The sequence below is a fragment of the Micromonospora marina genome (assembly GCF_900091565.1).
GTDB lineage: Bacteria > Actinomycetota > Actinomycetes > Mycobacteriales > Micromonosporaceae > Micromonospora > Micromonospora marina.
In genome coordinates this window covers 98,617-118,385 of sequence record NZ_FMCV01000005.1, presented here as the reverse complement: position 1 = coordinate 118,385, position 19,769 = coordinate 98,617, and the positions used below count along the sequence as shown (strand labels likewise).

Annotated in this window: 20 protein-coding genes; 14 read left to right on the top strand and 6 right to left on the bottom strand. The window is 73.3% G+C overall.

All coding sequences use genetic code 11. From position 1 onward, the window contains the following. The first annotated feature begins 88 nt into the window (after positions 1–88). The 3 genes from GA0070215_RS09045 (at position 89) to GA0070215_RS09035 (ending at position 2,971) form a co-directional block, all read left to right on the top strand. Positions 89–307: a DUF3039 domain-containing protein gene (locus GA0070215_RS09045; protein WP_018786007.1), complete on the top strand. Its 219-nt coding sequence runs from the start codon at positions 89–91 to the stop codon at positions 305–307. Positions 308–347: 40 nt separating this feature from the next. Continuing rightward, positions 348–998, top strand: a complete 651-nt coding sequence (locus tag GA0070215_RS09040) for a trimeric intracellular cation channel family protein (RefSeq protein WP_018786008.1) — start codon at positions 348–350, stop codon at positions 996–998. A gap of 251 nt (positions 999–1,249) precedes the next feature. Beyond that, positions 1,250–2,971, top strand: coding sequence for a DEAD/DEAH box helicase (locus GA0070215_RS09035; protein WP_018786009.1), 1,722 nt, complete (start codon positions 1,250–1,252; stop codon positions 2,969–2,971). Between the two features lie 152 nt (positions 2,972–3,123). Here the strand turns inward: GA0070215_RS09035 and GA0070215_RS09030 are convergent, their stop codons facing one another. Beyond that, positions 3,124–3,357, bottom strand: coding sequence for a DUF7455 domain-containing protein (locus GA0070215_RS09030; protein ID WP_013284786.1), 234 nt, complete (start codon positions 3,355–3,357; stop codon positions 3,124–3,126). Between the two features lie 244 nt (positions 3,358–3,601). After that, positions 3,602–5,203 (bottom strand): RNA polymerase sigma factor, encoded by a 1,602-nt coding sequence (locus GA0070215_RS09025; protein WP_018786010.1) that lies wholly within the window; start codon positions 5,201–5,203, stop codon positions 3,602–3,604. A gap of 286 nt (positions 5,204–5,489) precedes the next feature. Between GA0070215_RS09025 and GA0070215_RS09020 the strand changes: the two genes are divergently transcribed. Beyond that, positions 5,490–6,311: an inositol monophosphatase family protein gene (locus GA0070215_RS09020; RefSeq protein ID WP_018786011.1), complete on the top strand. Its 822-nt coding sequence runs from the start codon at positions 5,490–5,492 to the stop codon at positions 6,309–6,311. 72 nt (positions 6,312–6,383) lie between these two features. Here GA0070215_RS09020 and GA0070215_RS09015 read toward each other — a convergent pair whose 3' ends face one another. Next, on the bottom strand, positions 6,384–6,899 hold the full coding sequence (locus GA0070215_RS09015) for a LytR C-terminal domain-containing protein (RefSeq protein ID WP_208600312.1): 516 nt from the start codon (positions 6,897–6,899) through the stop codon (positions 6,384–6,386). Between the two features lie 438 nt (positions 6,900–7,337). Here GA0070215_RS09015 and GA0070215_RS09010 point away from each other — a divergent pair, with 438 nt between their 5' ends. Next, positions 7,338–7,634 (top strand): DUF4193 domain-containing protein, encoded by a 297-nt coding sequence (locus GA0070215_RS09010; RefSeq protein ID WP_013284790.1) that lies wholly within the window; start codon positions 7,338–7,340, stop codon positions 7,632–7,634. Positions 7,635–7,848: 214 nt separating this feature from the next. Next, positions 7,849–8,655 carry a hypothetical protein gene (locus GA0070215_RS09005; RefSeq protein ID WP_091044300.1) on the top strand — a complete coding sequence of 269 codons (807 nt, stop codon included), beginning with the start codon at positions 7,849–7,851 and terminating at the stop codon, positions 8,653–8,655. Positions 8,656–8,700: 45 nt separating this feature from the next. Here the strand turns inward: GA0070215_RS09005 and GA0070215_RS09000 are convergent, their stop codons facing one another. Next, positions 8,701–9,192 (bottom strand): DUF3093 domain-containing protein, encoded by a 492-nt coding sequence (locus GA0070215_RS09000; RefSeq protein ID WP_018786014.1) that lies wholly within the window; start codon positions 9,190–9,192, stop codon positions 8,701–8,703. An 85-nt stretch (positions 9,193–9,277) separates the two neighbouring features. Between GA0070215_RS09000 and dut the strand changes: the two genes are divergently transcribed. From dut to GA0070215_RS08980, 4 genes are all read left to right on the top strand, one after another. Further along, positions 9,278–9,775, top strand: coding sequence for a dUTP diphosphatase (dut, locus tag GA0070215_RS08995; protein ID WP_208600307.1), 498 nt, complete (start codon positions 9,278–9,280; stop codon positions 9,773–9,775). A 25-nt stretch (positions 9,776–9,800) separates the two neighbouring features. Then, the gene (locus GA0070215_RS08990) at positions 9,801–10,421 is read left to right on the top strand and encodes a DUF3710 domain-containing protein (RefSeq protein ID WP_091044297.1); all 621 of its coding nucleotides are present in this window, start codon (positions 9,801–9,803) and stop codon (positions 10,419–10,421) included. Between the two features lie 156 nt (positions 10,422–10,577). Continuing rightward, the gene (locus GA0070215_RS08985; RefSeq protein ID WP_013284795.1) at positions 10,578–10,958 is read left to right on the top strand and encodes an OB-fold nucleic acid binding domain-containing protein; all 381 of its coding nucleotides are present in this window, start codon (positions 10,578–10,580) and stop codon (positions 10,956–10,958) included. Then, positions 10,955–11,635 carry a DUF3159 domain-containing protein gene (locus GA0070215_RS08980; RefSeq protein ID WP_018786018.1) on the top strand — a complete coding sequence of 227 codons (681 nt, stop codon included), beginning with the start codon at positions 10,955–10,957 and terminating at the stop codon, positions 11,633–11,635. The genes GA0070215_RS08985 and GA0070215_RS08980 overlap by 4 nt, the downstream gene beginning before the upstream one ends. Before the next feature lie 4 nt (positions 11,636–11,639). Here the strand turns inward: GA0070215_RS08980 and GA0070215_RS08975 are convergent, their stop codons facing one another. Continuing rightward, positions 11,640–12,329, bottom strand: a complete 690-nt coding sequence (locus GA0070215_RS08975; RefSeq protein WP_018786019.1) for a potassium channel family protein — start codon at positions 12,327–12,329, stop codon at positions 11,640–11,642. A 3-nt stretch (positions 12,330–12,332) separates the two neighbouring features. Continuing rightward, positions 12,333–12,998, bottom strand: a complete 666-nt coding sequence (locus GA0070215_RS08970) for a potassium channel family protein (protein ID WP_026268043.1) — start codon at positions 12,996–12,998, stop codon at positions 12,333–12,335. 158 nt (positions 12,999–13,156) lie between these two features. On the opposite strand from GA0070215_RS08970, the gene GA0070215_RS08965 reads away from it, so the two are divergent. From GA0070215_RS08965 to dxs, 4 genes are all read left to right on the top strand, one after another. Continuing rightward, positions 13,157–15,208, top strand: a complete 2,052-nt coding sequence (locus GA0070215_RS08965) for an APC family permease (protein WP_091044295.1) — start codon at positions 13,157–13,159, stop codon at positions 15,206–15,208. Between the two features lie 71 nt (positions 15,209–15,279). After that, positions 15,280–16,494, top strand: a complete 1,215-nt coding sequence (locus tag GA0070215_RS08960; RefSeq protein ID WP_091044292.1) for a class I SAM-dependent RNA methyltransferase — start codon at positions 15,280–15,282, stop codon at positions 16,492–16,494. Between the two features lie 79 nt (positions 16,495–16,573). Further along, positions 16,574–17,740: an anhydro-N-acetylmuramic acid kinase gene (locus GA0070215_RS08955; protein WP_091043940.1), complete on the top strand. Its 1,167-nt coding sequence runs from the start codon at positions 16,574–16,576 to the stop codon at positions 17,738–17,740. A 58-nt stretch (positions 17,741–17,798) separates the two neighbouring features. After that, positions 17,799–19,742, top strand: coding sequence for a 1-deoxy-D-xylulose-5-phosphate synthase (dxs, locus tag GA0070215_RS08950; RefSeq protein ID WP_091043936.1), 1,944 nt, complete (start codon positions 17,799–17,801; stop codon positions 19,740–19,742). Positions 19,743–19,769 lie beyond the last annotated feature (27 nt).

Here is a 19,769-nt window from a genome sequence, read left to right as displayed (position 1 = left end):
GTCGGTTACCGTACGGGCCGCTTCCGGCCGGGGCCCAGGTGGACCGGGGCGGATCGACCTGCAAAACTGGGACGCGGGAGGTGGAGTCGTGAGCACAGAGATCCTCGAGCGTCCCGAGCTGAAGGACGCGGACACTGGTCCGGAGATGTTCCACTACGTCCGCAAGGAGAAGATCGCCGAGAGTGCCGTCATGGGCACCTACGTGGTCGCGCTCTGCGGCGAGACGTTCCCGGTCACCAAGGCGGCCAAGCCGGGCTCCCCGGTCTGCCCGAAGTGCAAGGAGATCTACGACTCGTACGCCGAGTGATCCCGGGCGGCTCCGCCGCCCCTGGACGTAACCTGCGGCGGTGACCACCTCCACCGCCCTTCTGCTCGCCGACCTGACCGGCGTGGCGGTCTTCGCCGCCTCCGGCGCCTCAGCGGCGGTGGCGAAACGGCTCGACCTGTTCGGGGTGGTCTTCGTCGGCGTGGTCGCCGCCCTCGGCGGCGGCATCTTCCGCGACCTGGTCATCGACGAGGTGCCCCCGCTGGCGTTCGCCGACTGGCGCTACGCCGCAACCGCGGCGGTCACCGCCGCGGCCGTGTTCTGGCTGCATCCCCAACTCGCCCGGCTGCGCACCACGGTGCTGGTGCTGGACGCGGCGGGTCTCGGCCTGTTCACCGTCACCGGCACGCTCAAGGCCCTCGACGCCGCCGTGCCGGCGGTCGGCGCCTGCATGATCGGCATGCTCACCGCGATCGGCGGCGGGTTGGGCCGGGACCTGCTGACCGGCGAGATCCCGGTGGTGCTGCGCCGGGAGATCTACGCGCTCGCGGCGCTCGCCGGCTCGGTCGCGGTGGCGCTGCTGTCGGCGTGCGGACAGGCCACCGCCGTGCCGCTCACCGGCGCCGCGCTGTTCGTGTTCGGGCTGCGTCTGGTCGCCCTGCGCCGCCGCTGGTCCGCCCCGGTGGCGACGCTGCGACCGCCGCGTACCGGCACCCGGGGACCACTGCCCTGACCCGCGTCTCGCGCCCGTCCCACGCCGGGACGCCGCCTACCTCGTGATCGTCCGGCGGCTCGCGCCGTGCGCCGGGGTGGGCGGATGTGACGGGCGTGGCGTCGAGTGGGGTGTCCGGCCCGCGCTGGTTATGCTGAACCGGCCTTCGCGGCACCGGATGCGCGAGGGCGTTTTCATGGGCGGCGGCTCCCGTGGCCCCGGGCGGGCCCGCCGCCGTCCGCGGCGGAGAGGAGCTACGCGTGCCACCGCGGATGCCGGCGCTCGACACGTTCCCGCCCCTGCGCGCCTGGCAACGCAAGGCGCTCGTGGAGTACCTGCGCCGCCGGACCGAGGACTTCACAGCGGTCGCCACGCCGGGCGCCGGTAAGACCACGTTCGCGCTGCGCATCGCCGCCGAGTTGCTCGCCGACGGCACCGTCGAGGCGGTCACCGTGGTCGCGCCGACCGAGCACCTGAAGACCCAGTGGGCGCAGGCCGCCGCCCGGGTCGGCATCCAGCTCGACGCCGCGTTCCGCAACGCCGACCTGCACTCCGCCGCCGACTTCCACGGCGCGGTGGTCACGTACGCCCAGGTCGGCATGGCGCCGCAGGTGCACCGGCGGCGCACCATGACCCGCCGCACGCTGGTCGTCCTCGACGAGATCCACCACGCCGGCGACTCCCGTACCTGGGGCGACGGCGTCAAGGCGGCGTTCGATCCCGCGGTACGCCGGCTGATGCTCACCGGTACGCCGTTCCGCTCCGACGACAACCCGATCCCGTTCGTCACCTACGAGCGCGGCGGCGACGGGCTGCTGCGCTCCCGCGCCGACTCGGTCTACGGCTACTCCGACGCGCTGCGCGAGGGCGTGGTGCGGCCGGTGCTGTTCCTGGCGTATTCGGGGGAGACCCGGTGGCGCACCAACGCCGGGGAGGAACTGGCCGCCCGCCTCGGCGAGCCGATGACCCAGGACCTGGTCGCCCAGGCGTGGCGGACCGCGCTGGACCCGGCCGGCGACTGGATGCCGCAGGTGCTGCGTGCCGCCGACGCCCGGTTGACGGTGCTACGAGCCAACGGCATGGCTGATGCGGGCGGCCTGGTCATCGCCAGCGACCAGCAGGTGGCCCGCTCGTACGCGAAGCTGCTGGAGCAGGTGACCGGTGAGAAGGCCGCCGTGGTGCTCTCCGACGACCAGGGCGCGTCCGCGCGGATCGCGACGTTCGCCGCCTCGCAGCAACGGTGGCTGGTCGCGGTGCGGATGGTGTCCGAGGGTGTCGACATCCCCCGGCTGGCGGTCGGCGTGTACGCGACGAGCGCCAGCACCCCGCTGTACTTCGCGCAGGCGATCGGCCGGTTCGTCCGGGCCCGCCGTTCCGGCGAGACCGCGTCGGTGTTCCTGCCCAGCGTGCCGCACCTGCTCGGGCTCGCCAGCGAGATGGAGGCCGAGCGGGACCACGTGCTCGGCAAGCCGAAGGACCGCGAGGGCTTCGACGACGACCTGCTGGAGCGCGCCCAGCGCGACGACGGCGCCAGCGGTGAGCTGGAGAAGCGTTTCGCCGCGCTCTCCGCGACCGCCGAGCTGGACCAGGTGATCTTCGACGGGGCGTCGTTCGGCACCGCCGCCCAGGCCGGCACCCCGGAGGAGGAGGAGTACCTCGGCCTGCCCGGTCTGCTCACCGCCGACCAGGTCTCGCTGCTGCTGACCAAGCGGCAGGCCGAGCAGCTCGCCGCGCAGAAGCGCCGGGCCGCCCAGCGGACCGCTGAGCCGGCCGCTGCGGCCCCGGCGGTGGCGCCCCCACCGATGAGTGCCGCACAGCGCCGGGTGGCGCTACGGCGGCAGCTGAACGCCCTGGTGGCCGCCCGCCACCACCACACCGGCCAGCCGCACGGGAAGATCCACGCCGAGCTGCGCCGGATCTGCGGTGGCCCGCCTAGCGCGCAGGCCACGATCGAGCAGCTCGAGGAGCGCATCGCCACCGTGCAGACCTTGTAAGGAAGGGCCCCCTGTTAACGCCTCCGGTAGAGCAGGGGCCCCTTCTTAACACCGCACCGTCTCAAGACCGCACCGCACGAAAAACCGGCCGGCGGCTCCCCTTGCGGGTGCCGCCGGCCGGTCATGTCGGGTTGTGGACTTCTTGTCGGACCTCAGTTCGCCATCAGATCGGCGCCTCGCCAGCTGAACTCCGGGTCCGACGCGTAGCGCACGGTGATCTTCACGAGATCCTCCGCGTACTTGTTCGCGTGGTGCCCACAGAACACCAGCTCGCTCCCACCCGCCAGAGTGATGCGGAGCTTGCCGGCAGCATTGCAGCGGTCGCACCGTTCATCGGCGGCCGGGGGGCTCACCGTCTCGGGCGGCGGCGTGAGGGTCGGGGTCATCGCCTTCCTCCTCTGGTCGTCACCGATGAACACTCTCTTCGGTTGCTCACCTATCGTGCAACACCCATCTCGGGCCCTGCCTTCCCTGTGTGCCCGCGGGGGACCGAGGTCACACCTGGCGTGGGAGACAGTGTGCCGTGCACCAAGGGTGCCACGTCAACGATCACAAACAGGCAACCGACCGATCACCGTTCAGTGTTCTACGGCTGGTGATCAAACCGGCACGATTTGTTGACGTGCGCGGTCAGTCCAGGTAGTCGCGGAGCACCTGGGAACGCGAGGGGTGCCGCAACTTGGACATGGTCTTGGATTCGATCTGCCGGATGCGTTCCCGGGTCACGCCGTACACCTGGCCGATCTCGTCCAGAGTGCGCGGCTGGCCGTCGGTGAGGCCGAAACGCAGGCGCACCACGCCCGCCTCACGCTCGGACAGCGTCTGGAGGACCTGCTGGAGCTGGTCCTGGAGCAGTGAGAACGACACCGCGTCGACAGCGACGACCGCCTCGGAGTCCTCGATGAAGTCGCCGAGTTGGCTGTCGCCCTCGTCACCGATGGTCTGGTCGAGCGAGATGGGCTCCCGGGCGTACTGCTGGATTTCCAGCACCTTCTCCGGTGTGATGTCCATCTCCTTGGCCAATTCCTCCGGGGTGGGCTCGCGGCCCAGGTCCTGGAGCAGCTCGCGCTGGATCCGGCCGAGCTTGTTGATCACCTCGACCATGTGCACGGGGATGCGGATGGTGCGGGCCTGGTCGGCCATGGCGCGGGTGATGGCCTGGCGGATCCACCAGGTGGCGTACGTGGAGAACTTGTAGCCCTTGGTGTAGTCGAACTTCTCGACCGCGCGGATGAGGCCGAGGTTGCCCTCCTGGATGAGGTCGAGGAAGGCCATGCCGCGGCCGGTGTAGCGCTTGGCCAGCGAGACCACGAGCCGCAGGTTGGCCTCCAGTAGGTGGTTCTTGGCCCGCTCGCCGTCCCGGGAGATCCACATCAGGTCGCGCTGGAGATCGCGGACCAGCTTCTCCTCGCCCTCGTCGGCGGCGCGCAGCCGCTCGGCGGCGTAGAGGCCGGCCTCGATCCGCTTGGCCAGCTCGACCTCCTGCTCGGCGTTGAGCAGCGGCACCTTACCGATCTGCTTCAGGTACGCCCGCACGGAGTCGGCGGAGGCGGTCAGCTCGGCGTCCCGGCGCGCCTGCTTGAGCGCCTCGGACTCCTCGTCGTCCCACTCGAAGTCGTTGTCGGTGGCGGAGCTGGCCGCGTCGGCCTCGGCGGCCTTGGTCAGCTCGGCCGGCTCCTCGACCACCACGTCCTCGATCTCGGCGGCCAGTTCCTCCGGGTCGATCTCCCCGTCGGGGCCCTCGGTCTTGCCGCCGGCCTTGGCCGGCTTGGCCGCGGCGGTCTTGGCCGCCACCGTCGCCTTGGTGGCGCGGGTCGCCTTGGTCGCCTTCGCCGGGGCCGCGGCCTTGGCCACGTCGGCGGTGGTGGCCTTGCGCGCGGTCGCCTTCCGGGGGGCCGGGGCGGGCGACTCCTCGGCGGCGGGCGCCTGCTTCGGGGCGGGCGCGGCGGCCTTCTTGGTCGTCTTGGCCGTGGTCGCGCGGGAGGCGGGGGTGGCGGACCGGGCGGCGGCGACGCGGCGGCGGGTGCTCGCCGAGCCGTCCACCACCACCGTCACGCCCGCCTCGGAGAGCGCGCGGAGGATCTTCTTGGCCTGGGCCGGGGTCACCTCAGCGGACTCGACGGTGCGCGCGAGCTGGGCCGACGTGAGCTGGCCGCCGGCGCTCTGCGCGTGGGCGATCAGGGTGTCGGTGAGCGAGCGAACGTCGGCGCCGGTCTGGCGGGGATCTGTCACGAAGACCTTCCGGAGGCGAAAGAGCGAGCACGGCCGGGTCGTCCGGCGCAGCGTGGGACGGCCGCGCCGGGCGAGTCGTTGAGGACCCCCGTGTCCCGGGCCGTCCGGTCGCTGGCGGTCCGTGGCGCGTGGGCAGGGTGAATTGTAACGCCGTCTGCCGCGATCATCCCGCGCCGCACGGCGGACCTGCGGTCCGGGACCGCAGATTCGGCGCAGATGTGGACTTTGTAAGGATGATACCCGCGCACGAGACGGCCGGTCCCGATCGTGCCGGAAGGGGAAAGACATGATCACCTCGACGCCCACGGCGCGGGAGTTGCTCACGATCGCTGTCGACGTGGCCCGGGAGGCCGCCGTCACCGCGTACCGGATGCGGGTCGAGGGCGTCTCGGTGGCCGCGACCAAGAGCACGGTGACGGACGTGGTCACGGCCGCCGACCGGGCGGTGGAGCGGCAGGTGGTCGCCGCGCTGCGGCAGCGGCGCCCCGGTGACGCGGTGCTGGGCGAGGAGTACGGCGCGGGCGAGACCGGCCCCGCCGACCCCGACGGCGTGCGCTGGATCCTCGACCCGATCGACGGAACCGTGAACTACCTGTACGGGCTGCCGTACTGCGCCGTCTCGCTGGCCGCCGAGGTGGCCGGCGAGGTGGTCGCCGGCGTGGTCCGCAACATCGTCACCGGCGAGGAGTGGACCGCGACGCTCGGCGGCGGCGCCTGGCGCGACGGGCAGCGGCTGCACGGCTCGACCGCCACCGAACTGGGGCAGGCGCTCGTCGCCACCGGGTTCGGCTACGACGCCGGCCGCCGGGCCCACCAGGCACGGGTGGTGACCGAGCTGATCCCGCACATCCGGGACATCCGTCGGATGGGTGCCGCCGCGCTCGACCTCTGCCTGGCCGCCGAGGGACGGGTGGACGCGTACTACGAGAAGGGTCTGGCCGACTGGGACCTGGCCGCCGGCGGGCTGGTCGCCCGGGAGGCCGGACTGCTGGTGACCGGCCTGTCCGGCCGCCCGCCCGGCCCGGACCTGGTGCTCGCCGCGCCGCCGGCGCTGCAGGGGCCGCTGCACGACCGGCTGGTCGACCTGGACGCCTCCGGCGGGCCGTGACCGGCACCCGGGCGCGCGACGGGGCGGCCTCCGCGGAGGGAGACCGCCCCGTCTCGTCGTCGCGCCCGCCGCCTACTTCTCGATCGGCATCGGGCAGGTGCCGGTCGGGGCCTGCGGCGCGCCCAGGTCGCCGAGCGACTGGTTGACCTCGGTGGTGGTGGCGAGCTGCTGGTACTGCTCGCCCAGGACCACGTCGACCACGTCGTCCTTGCGGTTCGCGTCGAACTTCTGGTTGGCCTCGTTCAGGAAGTACGCGCGCAGCAGGTGCGCCGAGCCCACGGCCTTGGGGCCGAACCGCAGCTCGGCCACGCCGTCGAACGCCTTCTTCTCGTTGCCGACGTTCTTGACCTGGAACTTGCGGTTGCGGAAGTCGCCCGCGACGCTGCCGGCCCGGCCGGTCTCGTCGGTGGCGTTGTAGACGTTGATCTTGACGTCCTTCTGCTCCCGCAGCCGCAGGTCGACCAGCGGCCAGCCGTCCGGGCAGGCGTCCGCCGTACCGGCTGTGCCCTGACTGTCCTTCAGCACGGCGACGACCACGACGACCAGGGCGACGACCGCCAGCAGTCCGACGACAACGAGTGCCCGCACTCGCGCAAAACTCATCCTGGGCGCTCCCCGGACAGTGATTGGGTGGTGGCGGGCGACGCGGTCGGGCCGCGACCGGTCGGCCGTCCAGTACGCCGCTGAGGTTAACGCTTGTCCGGCTCAGGCGTGGAAACAGTCCGACATACCGGCGCGCCACGCGGTGAACCGGTAGGACTACCCCTATCTTCGTGTCGCCTGAGTCACATTGGGAACAACTTCGGGCGCAGAGGCGTACATCTCTCCCGCGAGGGCGGTATACATGCCTCGCCCACAGGGGGGTAACGTTCCGCGCTCACCGGGGGCACTTCGCACCGGCGAGCCCGGCCCACCGCTCGTCGGGTCGGGTGCCCGACAGAGATGGTGGCCGGTCAGGGGAACCGAAACGGCGTCGTCCGGCGTTACAACCGGCAGCGACAATATCGATATTGGAGAGTGAAACCGATGGCCACCGACTACGACGCCCCGCGTCGCGACGAGGTCGACCTCGGCGAGGACAGCCTGGAAGAGCTCAAGGCCCGGCGGGTCGACTCACAGTCGGGCGCCGTGGACGTCGACGAGGCCGAGGTGGCCGAGAGCTTCGAGCTGCCCGGCGCCGATCTGGCCGACGAGGAGCTCACGGTAAAGGTCCTCCCGATGCAGCAGGACGAGTTCCGGTGCGCCCGCTGCTTCCTGGTCCACCACCGCAGCCAGCTGGCGGTCGAGCGCAACGGCGACCTGATCTGCCGCGAGTGCGTCTGACCCCGGACGGGGACACCAGCGGCGGCCTCCTCGACGGGGCCGCCGCTGTTCGAGCCGCCGCCGTGCGCGCGCGGCCGGGAGCTGCTTGACTCGTCACGGGCGGCTGCCACGCCGCGCGGAGCGGGAGGGCGGACGGGTGAGCGAGCGCAGCGAGGGAACCGGTGCCGATCGGACCCCGGCTCCGCAGGTGAGGCCGGCACCGGCCGGCCCGGACGTGACAGCGGCGGGACCGGACACGGGACCGACCGGCCCGGACACGGCACCCGATCCGACCGGCCCGGACACCGACGAGCTGGGTGCCACGGTCGCCGCCCTGACCGTCGACGACATCGCGCCGGCCCGCCGGCGGCAACTGCTCACCCGGCTGGTCGGGCAGGCCCGCGCCCGCGGCATCACCGACCTGTTCAAGCCCCGCGCGGCGGCGCGCTGGATGACCGACACGGTCGCCGAGGTCGCGCCGCACGTGCCGATCCGCGACCTCGCCACGCTGCGGCGGCACTTCCCCGGCCTGGACGACGAGGCGCTCGCCGACCGGCTGGTCCGCAACGCGTCCCGCGCCACCGCCGGGGTCGGCGCCGCGGGCGGCGGGGTCGCCGCCGTCGAGTGGGCGGTGACGCCCACCCTGCTCTCCGCACCCGTCCTGCTGGCCGCCGAGACGGTGGCCGTGGTGGCGATCGAGCTGAAGCTGATCGGCGAGCTGCACGAGGTCCACCGGGTGCCGCTGCCGGCCGGGGGCACCGGCCGTGCCGTGGCGCTCGTGCAGTCCTGGGCCACCCAGCGGGGGATCAACCCGATGATGCCGGGCGTCGGGGTGAGCGCGGTGCTCGGCACCGCCGCGCGCCGGGAACTGCGGGACAGCCTGATGCGCCGATTCGGGCGAAACCTCACCACGCTCGGGCCGTTCCTGACCGGCGCCGCAGTGGCGGGCTACCTCAACCGCCGGGCCACCCGCGCGCTCGGCGAGCAACTGCGCAAGGACCTGCGGCGTACCGCGCGTGCCCTGCCCGAGGTGCCGTCCTGACCGGGCCCGTGCCGGGACGTGGCGGAGGCGGGCCGGGGTGGACCGTCAGGCCGCGTCGCGGGCGGCCAGCAGGGCGGTCGCCAGCTCGACCGGGTGCCGCGTGCTGACCACCCAGAACGGGGTCGGGTCGGCCGGATCGTCGAGCACCACCTGCACCGCGCCACCGATCCACGGCCGCTGCACCACGAAGGCGAGCGGGTCGGAGCCGACGCCGAGCACCTCGCGCCGGCCGGACGCGTCCAGCGGCACCACGTCCGCGACGTACCGCACCGGCAGGTGGGCGTCGTCCACCCGCAGTTCGCCGTCACGCACCTCGACCCGGATCCGGCCCAGCCACCACAGGGCGGCCACCGCGGCCGGGATCAGCAGCACGAACGGCAGCCAGGCCCGTACCCCGGTCGCGCCCATCCAGAGCTCGACCGCGAGCAGAGCGGCAGTGGCCAGCCCGGCCGGCCAGGCCCACCAGGGCAGCCCGAGGCGCTCCGCGTACGGCGCGGCGGTGGCCGTCGGGGCGGCCGCAGATGACGACTGACGCACACAGACGAGGGTACGGCGCGTCGACGGCCCGGCAACCGGCAGGATGGCAGGGGCACCCCGCAGGACCGGACGGAAGAGGATGACCGTGACAGACGTCGTACCCGTGCCCGTGCGGCTGCTCGACCCGGAGCTGCCACTGCCGGCGTACGCCCATCCCGGCGACGCCGGGGCGGACCTGGTGGCCGCCGCGGACGTCGAGCTGCCCCCCGGCGGCCGGGCCCTGGTGCCCACCGGCGTGGCGGTGGCGCTGCCGGACGGTTACGTCGGGCTGGTGCACCCCCGATCCGGACTCGCGGCCAGACTCGGCGTGACGGTGCTCAACGCGCCCGGTACGGTCGACGCCGGCTACCGGGGTGAGATCCTGGTCAACCTGATCAACCACGATCGGGACACGCCGGCCACGATCAGCCGGGGTGACCGCATCGCGCAGCTCGTGGTCCAGCGGGTCGCCCGGGCCGAGTTCCGGCCGGTGGCCGAGCTGCCCGAGTCCCGGCGTGGCACGGGCGGGCACGGGTCCACCGGCGGGCACGCCGGACTGGTCCCGGCGCCGTCCGGCGGGCAGAACGAAGAGGTGGCAGGGTGAGTGTGAACAGCGGAGGGTGGGCGCAGTGATCTTCTCCCGGAAGCGGGCCGACGAGGCGCGTGACAATGGGGTCCTCGACGCCGAGGAGACCTCGTCGGCGCCGGCACGCGGCCCGTACGACGTCAGCGAGGCGCCCGACGCGCCTCGGCTCGACCTGGGCAGCCTGCAGATCCCGGCGGTGCCGGACGTCGAGGTGCGGGTCCAGGCCGACCCGCAGGGCGTGATCCAGCAGGTCGTGCTGGTGCACGGGCAGAACGCGCTCCAGCTCGGCGTCTTCGCCGCGCCCCGTTCCGAGGGCATCTGGGACGAGGTGCGCGAGGAGATCCGCCAGTCGCTCGTCAGCGACGGCGCGACCGCCCAGGAGGTCGAAGGGGAGCACGGGCCCGAGCTGCGCGCCCGGGTGCGTACCCCGGACGGGCCGACCGACCTGCGGTTCGTCGGCATCGACGGCCCGCGCTGGATGGTGCGCGGCGTCTTCCAGGGCGCGGCCGCCACCGACCCGGCCGCCACCGGGCCGCTCGCGGCCTGCCTGGACGGCCTGGTCGTCGACCGTGGCCAGGAGGCCAAGCCGGTGCGCGAGCCGCTGCCGCTGCGGCTGCCCCGCGAGGTCGCCGAGCAGCAGGCCGCCGACGCGCAGGAGGTCTGATCCACGCGTTCCCGGGCCCGGCGCCGATCGGCGCCGGGCCGCGGTGTGTCCGGGGGCGGCGACACGTCGCTCCCCCCGGCGGGCCACGGCGGCGTACGCTGGCGGGACGGTTCCGCCGCCCGCGGGGCCCCGCTGTGGAGAGGTGACGCGGAGGTCATGACGACCGACGAGAGCCGGGGGTCGCTGCGGCGGCTCCTGCACCGGCTCACCGCGAGCGAGGCCGAGATCGAGGCGCAGGAGCTGCGCCGGGAGAGCGCCGAGTCCGGCGGCACCCCCGCCCACCAGTGCAACAGGGGCCAGGTGGTGTCGGTGGCCGGTCGGCTGCGTACCGTCGTCTACACGCCCCGCACGAACCTGCCGACGCTCGAAGCCGACCTGTACGACGGCAACGACGTGGTGACCCTGGTCTGGCTGGGCCGCCGGCACATCGCCGGGATCGAGCCGGGCCGGCACCTGACCGCGCGCGGCCGGGTGGCGGTGCGCGACGACCGCAAGGTGATCTACAACCCGTACTACGAGCTGGAGTCGCCGAAGTGACGACCGGACAGCAGCACACCCCGTCGGGCCTCGGCCCCCAGGACGAGGAGCGGCTGCCGAGCCTCGCCGAGCAGATGGCCGACCAGCTCGGCGGATGGCGCGGGCTGGTCGAGTCGAGCATCCCGGTGGTGGTCTTCGTGATCGCCAACGTGATCGGCGAGCTGCGCCCCGCCGTGTACGCCTCGGTGGCGGTGGCGCTGCTGATCGCCGGGCTGCGGCTGGCCCAGCGCAAGCCGGTGCGGCACGCCGTAAACGGTCTGTTCGGCGTCGGCATCGGCGCGCTGCTGGCGCTGCGCACCGGCGACGAGCGCGACTTCTACCTGCCGGGCATCCTCTACGGCATCGGGTACGGCCTGGCGCTGCTGCTGTCGGCCGCGATCCGGCAGCCGCTGGTCGGCTGGATCTGGTCGGTGCTGGTGGCCAAGGGCCGCTCCGAGTGGCGCGACGACCCGAAGCTGGTGCGCACCTTCACCCAGCTCACCGTGCTCTGGGGCGTGGTGTGGCTGGCCAAGGTCGGCGTGCAGGCCGCGCTCTACCTGGCCCACCAGGACACCGCGCTCGGCGTGGCCCGGCTCGCCCTGGGCTACCCGCCGTACGCGCTGCTGCTGCTGATCACGGTCTGGGTGGTGCGCCGGGTCACCCGGGAGCCCGCACCCACCCCGCTGCCCGGCGCCTGACGCCTCAGGAGCGGTCCCGGTGGCGGTCCGCGCTGGCCGGGCCGAGAATCACCGCGCGCACGTCGTCCTCCACCGCCGCGGTGCAGACGAACACCAGCTCGTCGCCGGCCTCGATCGGGTCGTCCGGGGTCGGCACCAGCACCCGCTTGCCGCGCACGACCGCCACCAGCGCCGCGTCCCGGGGGATCGGCACCGCGTGGATCGGCTGCCCCACGTACGGCGCGGTCGGCGGCAGCGTGATCTCGACCAGGTTCGCCTCACCCTGGCGGAACGTCATCAGCCGGACCAGGTCGCCGACGGTGACCGCCTCCTCGACCAGCGCCGCCATCACCCGCGGCTTGCTGACCGCGACGTCCACGCCCCACTGCTCGGTGAACAACCACTCGTTCTCCGCCCGGTTGACCCGGGCCACCACGCGGGGCACCGCGAACTCGGTCTTGGCCAGCAGCGACACCACCAGGTTGACCTTGTCGTCGCCGGTGGCGGCCACCACCACGTCGCACCCGGCCACGTTCGCCTCCTCCAGGCTGGCCAGCTCGCACGCGTCGGCGAGCACCCAGTCGGCGGCCGGCACCCGGTCGGGCCGCAGCATCTTCGGCTGCCGCTCGATCAGCATCACCTGGTGGCCGTTGTCGATCAGCTCCTGGGCGATCGAGCGGCCCACGTTGCCGGCGCCGGCGATGGCGATCCGCATGGCTCAGTGCCCCCCTTCCGGCGGCGCCGCCGCCCCCGACGTGACCGGGCCGTTGACGTCGTCGGTTACCAGCATGAAGATCTGGTCGCCCTCCTGCACCACGGTGGAGACGGTGGGCAGCGTGCCGATCCCGAACCGGTTCAGGTAGGCCACCCGCGCGCCGACGGCCTGCTCCAGCTGCTTGAGCGGCCGGCCGATCCAGTCCTTGTGCACCGGCACCTCGATGATCGAGATGGTGCTCGTCGGGTCGCGGAAGATCTCCACGTTGCCCTCGGGGACCAGGTGACGCAGCATCCGGTCGGCGGTCCATCGGACAGTCGCCACGGTGGGGATGCCGAGCCGCTCGTAGACCTGGGCGCGGCGCTGGTCGTAGATGCGGGCCGCGACCCGGGACACGCCGAACGTCTCCCGGGCCAGCCGGGCCGAGATGATGTTGGAGTTGTCGCCGCTGGACACCGCCGCGAACGCGTCGGCCCGCTCGATGCCCGCCTGACGCAGCACCTCGCCGTCGAAGCCCGCGCCCGTGACGGTGATGCCGGCGAAGTCGGGCCCGAGACGGCGGAACGCGTCCGCGTCCTGGTCGATCACCGCCACCGAGTGTCCCCGCGACTCCAGGCTGTGTGCCAGGGTCGACCCGACCCGGCCACAGCCCATGATCACCACATGCACGGTGTCCGCTCCTCCCACGGCGCCGCCCGCCGACCCGTCGTCTGCGAGCCTGCCACGTCCCGCTGCGGGACGGGGGACCGAACCGTACCGCGTGCCCGCACCCGGGGGAGATCGACCACCCCCACGCCGCGGACACCGTGGTCGTACGCTTGGCGGTTGTGGCCCGACCCACCTCGCTGCTGAAGCGACTCCTCCTCGGTCGACCGTTCCGGTCCGACCGCCTGCAGCACACGCTGCTGCCGAAGCGCATCGCGCTGCCGGTCTTCGCCTCCGACGCGCTCTCCAGCGTGGCGTACGCGCCGGACGAGATCCTCCTGACGCTGTCCATCGCCGGCGCCTCGGCGTACTTCTTCTCGCCGTGGGTCGCGCTCGCGGTCGTCGTGGTCATGCTGACGGTGGTGGCGAGCTACCGGCAGAACGTGCACGCCTACCCCTCCGGCGGCGGGGACTACGAGGTGGCGACGGTCAACCTCGGTCCCAAGGCCGGCCTCGCGGTGGCGAGCGCGCTGCTCGTGGACTACGTGCTCACCGTCGCCGTCTCGGTCTCCTCCGGCGTGGCGAACCTCGGCTCGGTGGTGCCGTTCGTGGCCACCCACAAGGTGCTCATCGCGGTCACCGCGGTCGTGCTGCTCACCGCGATCAACCTGCGCGGCCTGCGCGAGTCGGGCAACGCCTTCGCCATCCCCACGTACGGCTTCGTGATCGTGATCGGCGGCATGCTGCTGACCGGGCTGATCCGCATCTTCGTGCTCGGTGACGACCTGCGCGCGCCGAGCGCCGGCCTGGAGATCCAGGCCGAGCACAGCGTCACCGGATTCGCGCTGGTGTTCCTGCTGCTGCGCACGTTCTCCTCCGGATGCGCCGCGCTCACCGGCGTCGAGGCGATCTCCAACGGCGTACCGGCGTTCAAGAGCCCGAAGTCGAAGAACGCCGCGACCACGTTGCTGCTGCTCGGCGGCATCGCGGTGGCCATGCTCGTCGGCATCATCTGGCTGGCCCGCCTCACCGGTCTCCAGTTCGTCGAGGACCCGAGCGCGCAGATCGTCGCCGGCCCGGACGGGTACGTGCAGAAGACCGTCACCACCCAGCTCGGCGAGACCGTGTTCGGCAGCGGCTCGGTGCTGCTCTACGTGGTCGCCGGGATGACCGCGCTGATCCTGTTCCTGGCCGCCAACACCGCCTTCAACGGCTTCCCGGTGCTCGGCTCGATCCTCGCCCAGGACCGCTACCTGCCCCGCCAGCTGCACACCCGCGGCGACCGGCTGGCGTTCTCCAACGGCATCCTCTTCCTTGCCGTCTTCGCGGTGGTGCTGATCGTCGGCTTCCAGGCCGAGGTGACCAAGCTCATCCAGCTCTACATCGTCGGGGTGTTCGTCTCGTTCACGCTCTCCCAGGCCGGCATGATCCGGCACTGGAACCGGCACCTGCGCAACGAGCGCGATCCGGAGGCGCGCCGCCGGATGATCCGCTCCCGGTCGATCAACACCTTCGGCATGGCCATGACCGGCGTCGTGCTGATCATCGTGCTGGCCACGAAGTTCCTGCTCGGCGCCTGGATCGCGATCGTCGCGATGGCCGTGATGTACGTGGTGATGCTCGGCATCCGCCGCCACTACGACCGGGTCGCCGAGGAACTGGAGCCGACCGAGCAGCGGGGTGTGCTGCCCGCCCGCAACCACGCCATCGTGCTGGTGAGCAAGCTGCACAAGCCGACGCTGCGGGCCGTCGCGTACGCCCGCGCCACCCGCCCGGACACGCTCACCGCGGTCACCGTGAACGTGGACGAGCAGGACACCCGCGACCTCCAGGCCGACTGGGAGCGCCGCGAGCTGCCGGTGCCGCTGACCGTGATCGACTCCCCGTACCGGGAGATCACCCGCCCGATCCTCGACTTCGTCGCGTCGGTGCGCCGGGAGTCGCCGCGCGACGTGGTCACCGTCTTCATCCCGGAGTACGTGGTGGGGCGCTGGTGGGAGAACCTGCTGCACAACCAGAGCGCGCTGCGGCTCAAGGGGCGGCTGCTGTTCGAGCCGGGCGTGATGGTGACAAGCGTGCCCTGGCAGCTCGCCTCGACCGCGAGCAAGAACCTGGACCGGCTGGACGCCACGCTGACCCGGGGCCCGGCGCGCGGCCCCCGGGTGGCGCCGCAGAGCACGCTGCCGCCGCCGGTGGCGTCCACGTCCGCCGGCGAGCGGGAGGAGCGGCCGTGAGCGCGGCGGAGCGGCTCGGGCCCGCGTCGCCGGCCGGGCGTCCCGGGCCCGCGTCGCCGGAGCGCTCCGGGCTGGAGGAGGCCGAACGGGTCGAGCTGACCGTCGACGCGGTCGCGCCGGGCGGGCACTGCGTGGCCCGGGTCGGCGGGCAGGTGGTCTTCGTCCGGCACGCGCTGCCCGGCGAGCGGGTGGTGGCCGAGGTGACCGAGCTGCACCGGGGCTTCGCCCGCGCCGACGCGGTGCAGATCCTCGACGCCTCGCCGGACCGGGTCACCGCGCCGTGCCCGTACGCCCGGCCGGGCCGGTGCGGCGGCTGCGACCTCCAGCACGTCGCCCCGGCCGCCCAGCTCGACTGGAAGCTCGCAGTGGTGCGCGAACAGCTCACCCGGCTGGGCGGCCTCACCGCGGAGCAGGTGGAGGCGCTCGGCGTACGCGTCGAGGCGCTGCCCGGCGGGCCGCTGGGCTGGCGTTCCCGGGTCCGCTACGCGGTCGACGCGGCCGGTCGGGCCGGGCTGCTCAAGCACCGCTCGCACGAGGTGGTGCCGATCGACAGGTGCCTGATCGCGCACCCGGCGATCCAGGACCTGCCGGTGCTTGCGCCCACCGGTGCCCGCTGGCCGGACGCCGACGCGGTGGAGACGGTCGCCAGCACCGGCGGGGATGTCGCCGTGGCCGCGTACGCGCACGGGGTTCCGGCGGCGGTGAGCGGGCCGGAGCGGGTCCGGGAGACGGCGGCCGGGCGATCCTTCACGGTGCCCGCCTCCGGGTTCTGGCAGGTCCACCCGGCCGCGGCGGACGCCCTGACCGGCGCGGTCCTCGACCTGCTCGACCCGCGGCCCGGCGAGACCTCCTGGGACCTGTACGGCGGGGCCGGGCTGTTCGCCGCCGCGCTCGCCGAACGGGTCGACGGCGCCCGGGTGACGCTCGTCGAGTCGGCGCCGGACGGCGTGGCAGCGGCCCGGGAGAACCTGTCCGGCCTGCCCGCCGTCGAGGTGGTCGCCGCGCGGGTGGAGGCCGCACTGTCCCGGCGCCGGATCACCGGACCGGTCGACCTGGTGGTACTCGACCCGCCGCGCTCCGGCGCGGGCGCGCCGGTGGTGCGCGGTGTGGTGGCCGCCCGGCCGCGCGCGGTCGCCTACGTGGCCTGCGACTCGGCCTCCTTCGCCCGGGACGTGCGCACGTTCGCCGAGGCGGGGTGGCGGCTGGCCGCGCTGCGCGGCTTCGACCTGTTCCCGATGACCCAGCACGTGGAACTGGTGGGCCTGTTCCTGCCCCCGCAGCGTTGATCTTGTCCGCGGCTCCGCGCGTTGACCGCGTTAACAAGGGGCCCTTTCACTACCGGATCCGTTAAGAAGGGGCCCTTCCTTGCGCATCGTCGGGCTGATGTCGGGCACGTCGTACGACGGCGTGGACGTGGTGGCGGCCGAGTTCACCGCCGACGGCGGCACGCTGCGGCTGCGACCGCTCGGGCACCGGGAACTGGCGTACCCGGACGACCTGCGGGCCGAGATCGCCGCGCTGCTGCCCCCGGCGGCCACCACGATCGAGGCGGTCTGCCGGCTGGACAACCGGCTCGGCGAGGTGTTCGCGGAAGCGGCGGCGGCCGGTGTCGAGCTGGCCGGGGGCACTGCCGACGCGGTCGTGTCGCCCGGTCAGACGGTCTTCCACTGGGTCGAGGACGGCCGGGTGCGGGGCACGCTCCAGCTCGGCGCGCCGGCCCGGGTGGCCGCCCGGGTGGGCGTACCGGTGCTGCACGACCTGCGCTCGGCGGACGTGGCGGCCGGCGGCCAGGGCGCGCCGCTGGTCCCGGCGTTCGACGCGCTGCTGCTCGACCCGGCCGCCGGGGCTGCACCCCGCGCCGCGTTGAACCTCGGCGGGATCGCGAACCTCACAGTGGTCGCGCCCGGCGCGCCCGTCCTCGGGTACGACGTGGGCCCGGCGAACGCGCTGCTGGACGCCGCCGCCCGGCGCTTCCTGGACCGGCCCTGCGACGTCGACGGCGCCCGCGCCGCGGCCGGCCGGGTGCACGGGGTGCTGCTGGCCCGGCTGCTCGCCGAGCCGTACTACGCCGCGCCGCCGCCCAAGTCGACCGGCAAGGAGCTGTTCCACGGCGGCTACCTGGACGCCGCGCTGACCGCGCTCGGCGAGCCGGTGGCAGCCGACGACGTGCTGGCCACGCTCACCGAGCTGACCGCCCGCACCGTGGCCGACGCCTGCGACCGGCACCGGGTCACCGAGGTGGTGGCCGCCGGCGGGGGAGTGCGTAATCCCACACTCCGGGCTCGGCTGGCGGCGCTGGGGGAGGGACGCTGGCGGCTGCGCACCACCGACGAGCTGGGCGTACCGGCCCAGGCCAAGGAGGCGTACGCGTTCGCGCTGCTGGGCTGGCTGTCCTGGCACGGGCTGCCAGGCGCGGTGCCGTCGGTGACCGGGGCGTCCCGGGCCGCCGTGCTCGGCTCCTGGACCCCGTCCGGCCCGTCCGCCGCCGCGCCGCGCCCACCTGCGCCCCGGCGGCTGGTGGTGGACGCCTGACCTGGGTCGATGCACGGCCGGGCTGCGGACTGTTCCGCGGCCGATAGACTCTCGGGTCATGAGTGTTGAAGAGGGCACGGTCAACCACGGTCGGCTGCTGGGCACCGTCTGCGGCCCGCAGGACGTGAAGCGGATGACCGCCGAGCAGCTGGACATCCTCGCCGCCGAGATCCGTGACTTCCTGATCGCCAAGGTCTCCCGCACCGGCGGCCACGTCGGCCCCAACCTCGGTGTGGTCGAGCTGACCCTGGCGATGCACCGGGTCTTCGACTCCCCGCGTGACCGGCTCCTCTTCGACACCGGCCACCAGGCGTACGTGCACAAGATCCTCACCGGCCGGCAGGAGGGCTTCGACAAGCTCCGCCAGCGCGGTGGCCTCTCCGGCTACCCCAGTCAGGCGGAGAGCGAGCACGACCTGATCGAGAACTCGCACGCCTCCACCGCCCTGTCGTACGCCGACGGGCTCGCCAAGGCGTACGCGCTGCGCGGCGAGAAGCGCTCGGTGGTCGCCGTGGTCGGCGACGGCGCGCTCACCGGCGGCATGTGCTGGGAGGCGCTCAACAACATCGCCACCGCCGGCAACCCGCTGGTGATCGTCGTCAACGACAACGGCCGGTCCTACTCGCCGACCATCGGCGGCCTCGCCGACCACCTGTCGTCGCTGCGGCTCAACCCCGGCTACGAGAAGGTGCTCGACACGGTCAAGGACGCGCTGGGCAACACCCCGTTCGTCGGCAAGCCGATGTACGAGGTGCTGCACGCGGTCAAGAAGGGCATCAAGGACGCGGTCGCCCCGCAGGCCATGTTCGAGGACCTCGGCATCAAGTACGTCGGCCCGGTCGACGGCCACGACGTGCCGGCGGTCGAGGCGGCGCTGCGCGCCGCGAAGAACTTCGGCGGCCCGGTGATCGTGCACGCGGTCACCCGCAAGGGCTACGGCTACCGCCCCGCCGAGGACGACGAGGCCGACTGCCTGCACGGCCCCGGCGCGTTCGACGCCGAGACCGGCAAGCTGCTCGCCGTCCCATCGGTGAAGTGGACAAACGTCTTCGCCGACGAGCTGGTCGCGATCGCCGACGAGCGTCCCGACGTGGTCGGCATCACCGCCGCCATGGCCGAGCCAACCGGTATCGCCACGCTGGCCCGCAAGTACCCGGAGCGGGTCTACGACGTGGGCATCGCCGAGCAGCACGCGGCCACCTCCGCCGCCGGCCTGGCGATGGGCGGGCTGCACCCGGTCGTCGCGGTCTACGCCACGTTCCTCAACCGCGCGTTCGACCAGGTCCTGCTGGACGTGGCGATGCACAAGCTGCCCGTCACGTTCGTGCTGGACCGGGCCGGCATCACCGGCCCGGACGGGCCCAGCCACTACGGCATCTGGGACATGTCGGTCTTCGGCGTCGTGCCCGGCCTGCGGATCGCCGCGCCCCGCGACTCGGCCACGCTGCGCGAGGAGTTGCGCGAGGCGGTCGCCGTGGACGACGGCCCGACCATCCTGCGCTTCCCGACCGGCACCGTCGCCGCCGACCTGCCGGCCGTACGCCGGGTCGGCCCGGTCGACGTGCTGGCCGAGTCGGCGCGTACCGACGTGCTGCTGGTCGCGGTCGGCTCGTTCGCCGGCCTCGGCGTCGAGGTCGCCGCCCGGGTCGCCGAGCAGGGGTACGGCGTGACAGTCGTCGACCCGCGCTGGGTACGCCCGGTGCCGGCCGAACTGGTCGAGCTGGCATCCACGCACCGGCTCGTGGTCACCGTCGAGGACGGCGTACGCATCGGCGGCGTCGGTTCCGCGCTGGCCCAGGCGATGCGCGACGCCGACGTCCGCGTACCGGTCAAGGACCTCGGCGTGGCGGCCGACTGGCACCCGCACGGCAGCCGCGCGCAGATCCTGGCCGATCTGCGGCTGACCGCGCAGGACGTGGCGCGCGACTGCACCGGCTGGATCTCCGGCCTGGACGCGGCCCCGGTGGACCCGGCCACGAACGGAGCCCGGGCCCAGAGCTGACCCGGTTCCCCGCCCGCCTGCGTTGAT

What these genes read in the sequence shown, in the direction of transcription:
- GA0070215_RS09035 (WP_018786009.1), top strand. Translation starts at nt 1,250, where the DNA reads ATGCCGGCGCTCGACACGTTCCCGCCCCTGCGCGCCTGGCAACGCAAG.
- GA0070215_RS09030 (WP_013284786.1), bottom strand. Translation starts at nt 3,357, where the DNA reads ATGACCCCGACCCTCACGCCGCCGCCCGAGACGGTGAGCCCCCCGGCC.
- GA0070215_RS09020 (WP_018786011.1), top strand. Translation starts at nt 5,490, where the DNA reads ATGATCACCTCGACGCCCACGGCGCGGGAGTTGCTCACGATCGCTGTC.
- GA0070215_RS09010 (WP_013284790.1), top strand. Translation starts at nt 7,338, where the DNA reads ATGGCCACCGACTACGACGCCCCGCGTCGCGACGAGGTCGACCTCGGC.
- GA0070215_RS08985 (WP_013284795.1), top strand. Translation starts at nt 10,578, where the DNA reads ATGACGACCGACGAGAGCCGGGGGTCGCTGCGGCGGCTCCTGCACCGG.
- GA0070215_RS08975 (WP_018786019.1), bottom strand. Translation starts at nt 12,329, where the DNA reads ATGCGGATCGCCATCGCCGGCGCCGGCAACGTGGGCCGCTCGATCGCC.
- dxs (WP_091043936.1), top strand. Translation starts at nt 17,799, where the DNA reads ATGAGTGTTGAAGAGGGCACGGTCAACCACGGTCGGCTGCTGGGCACC.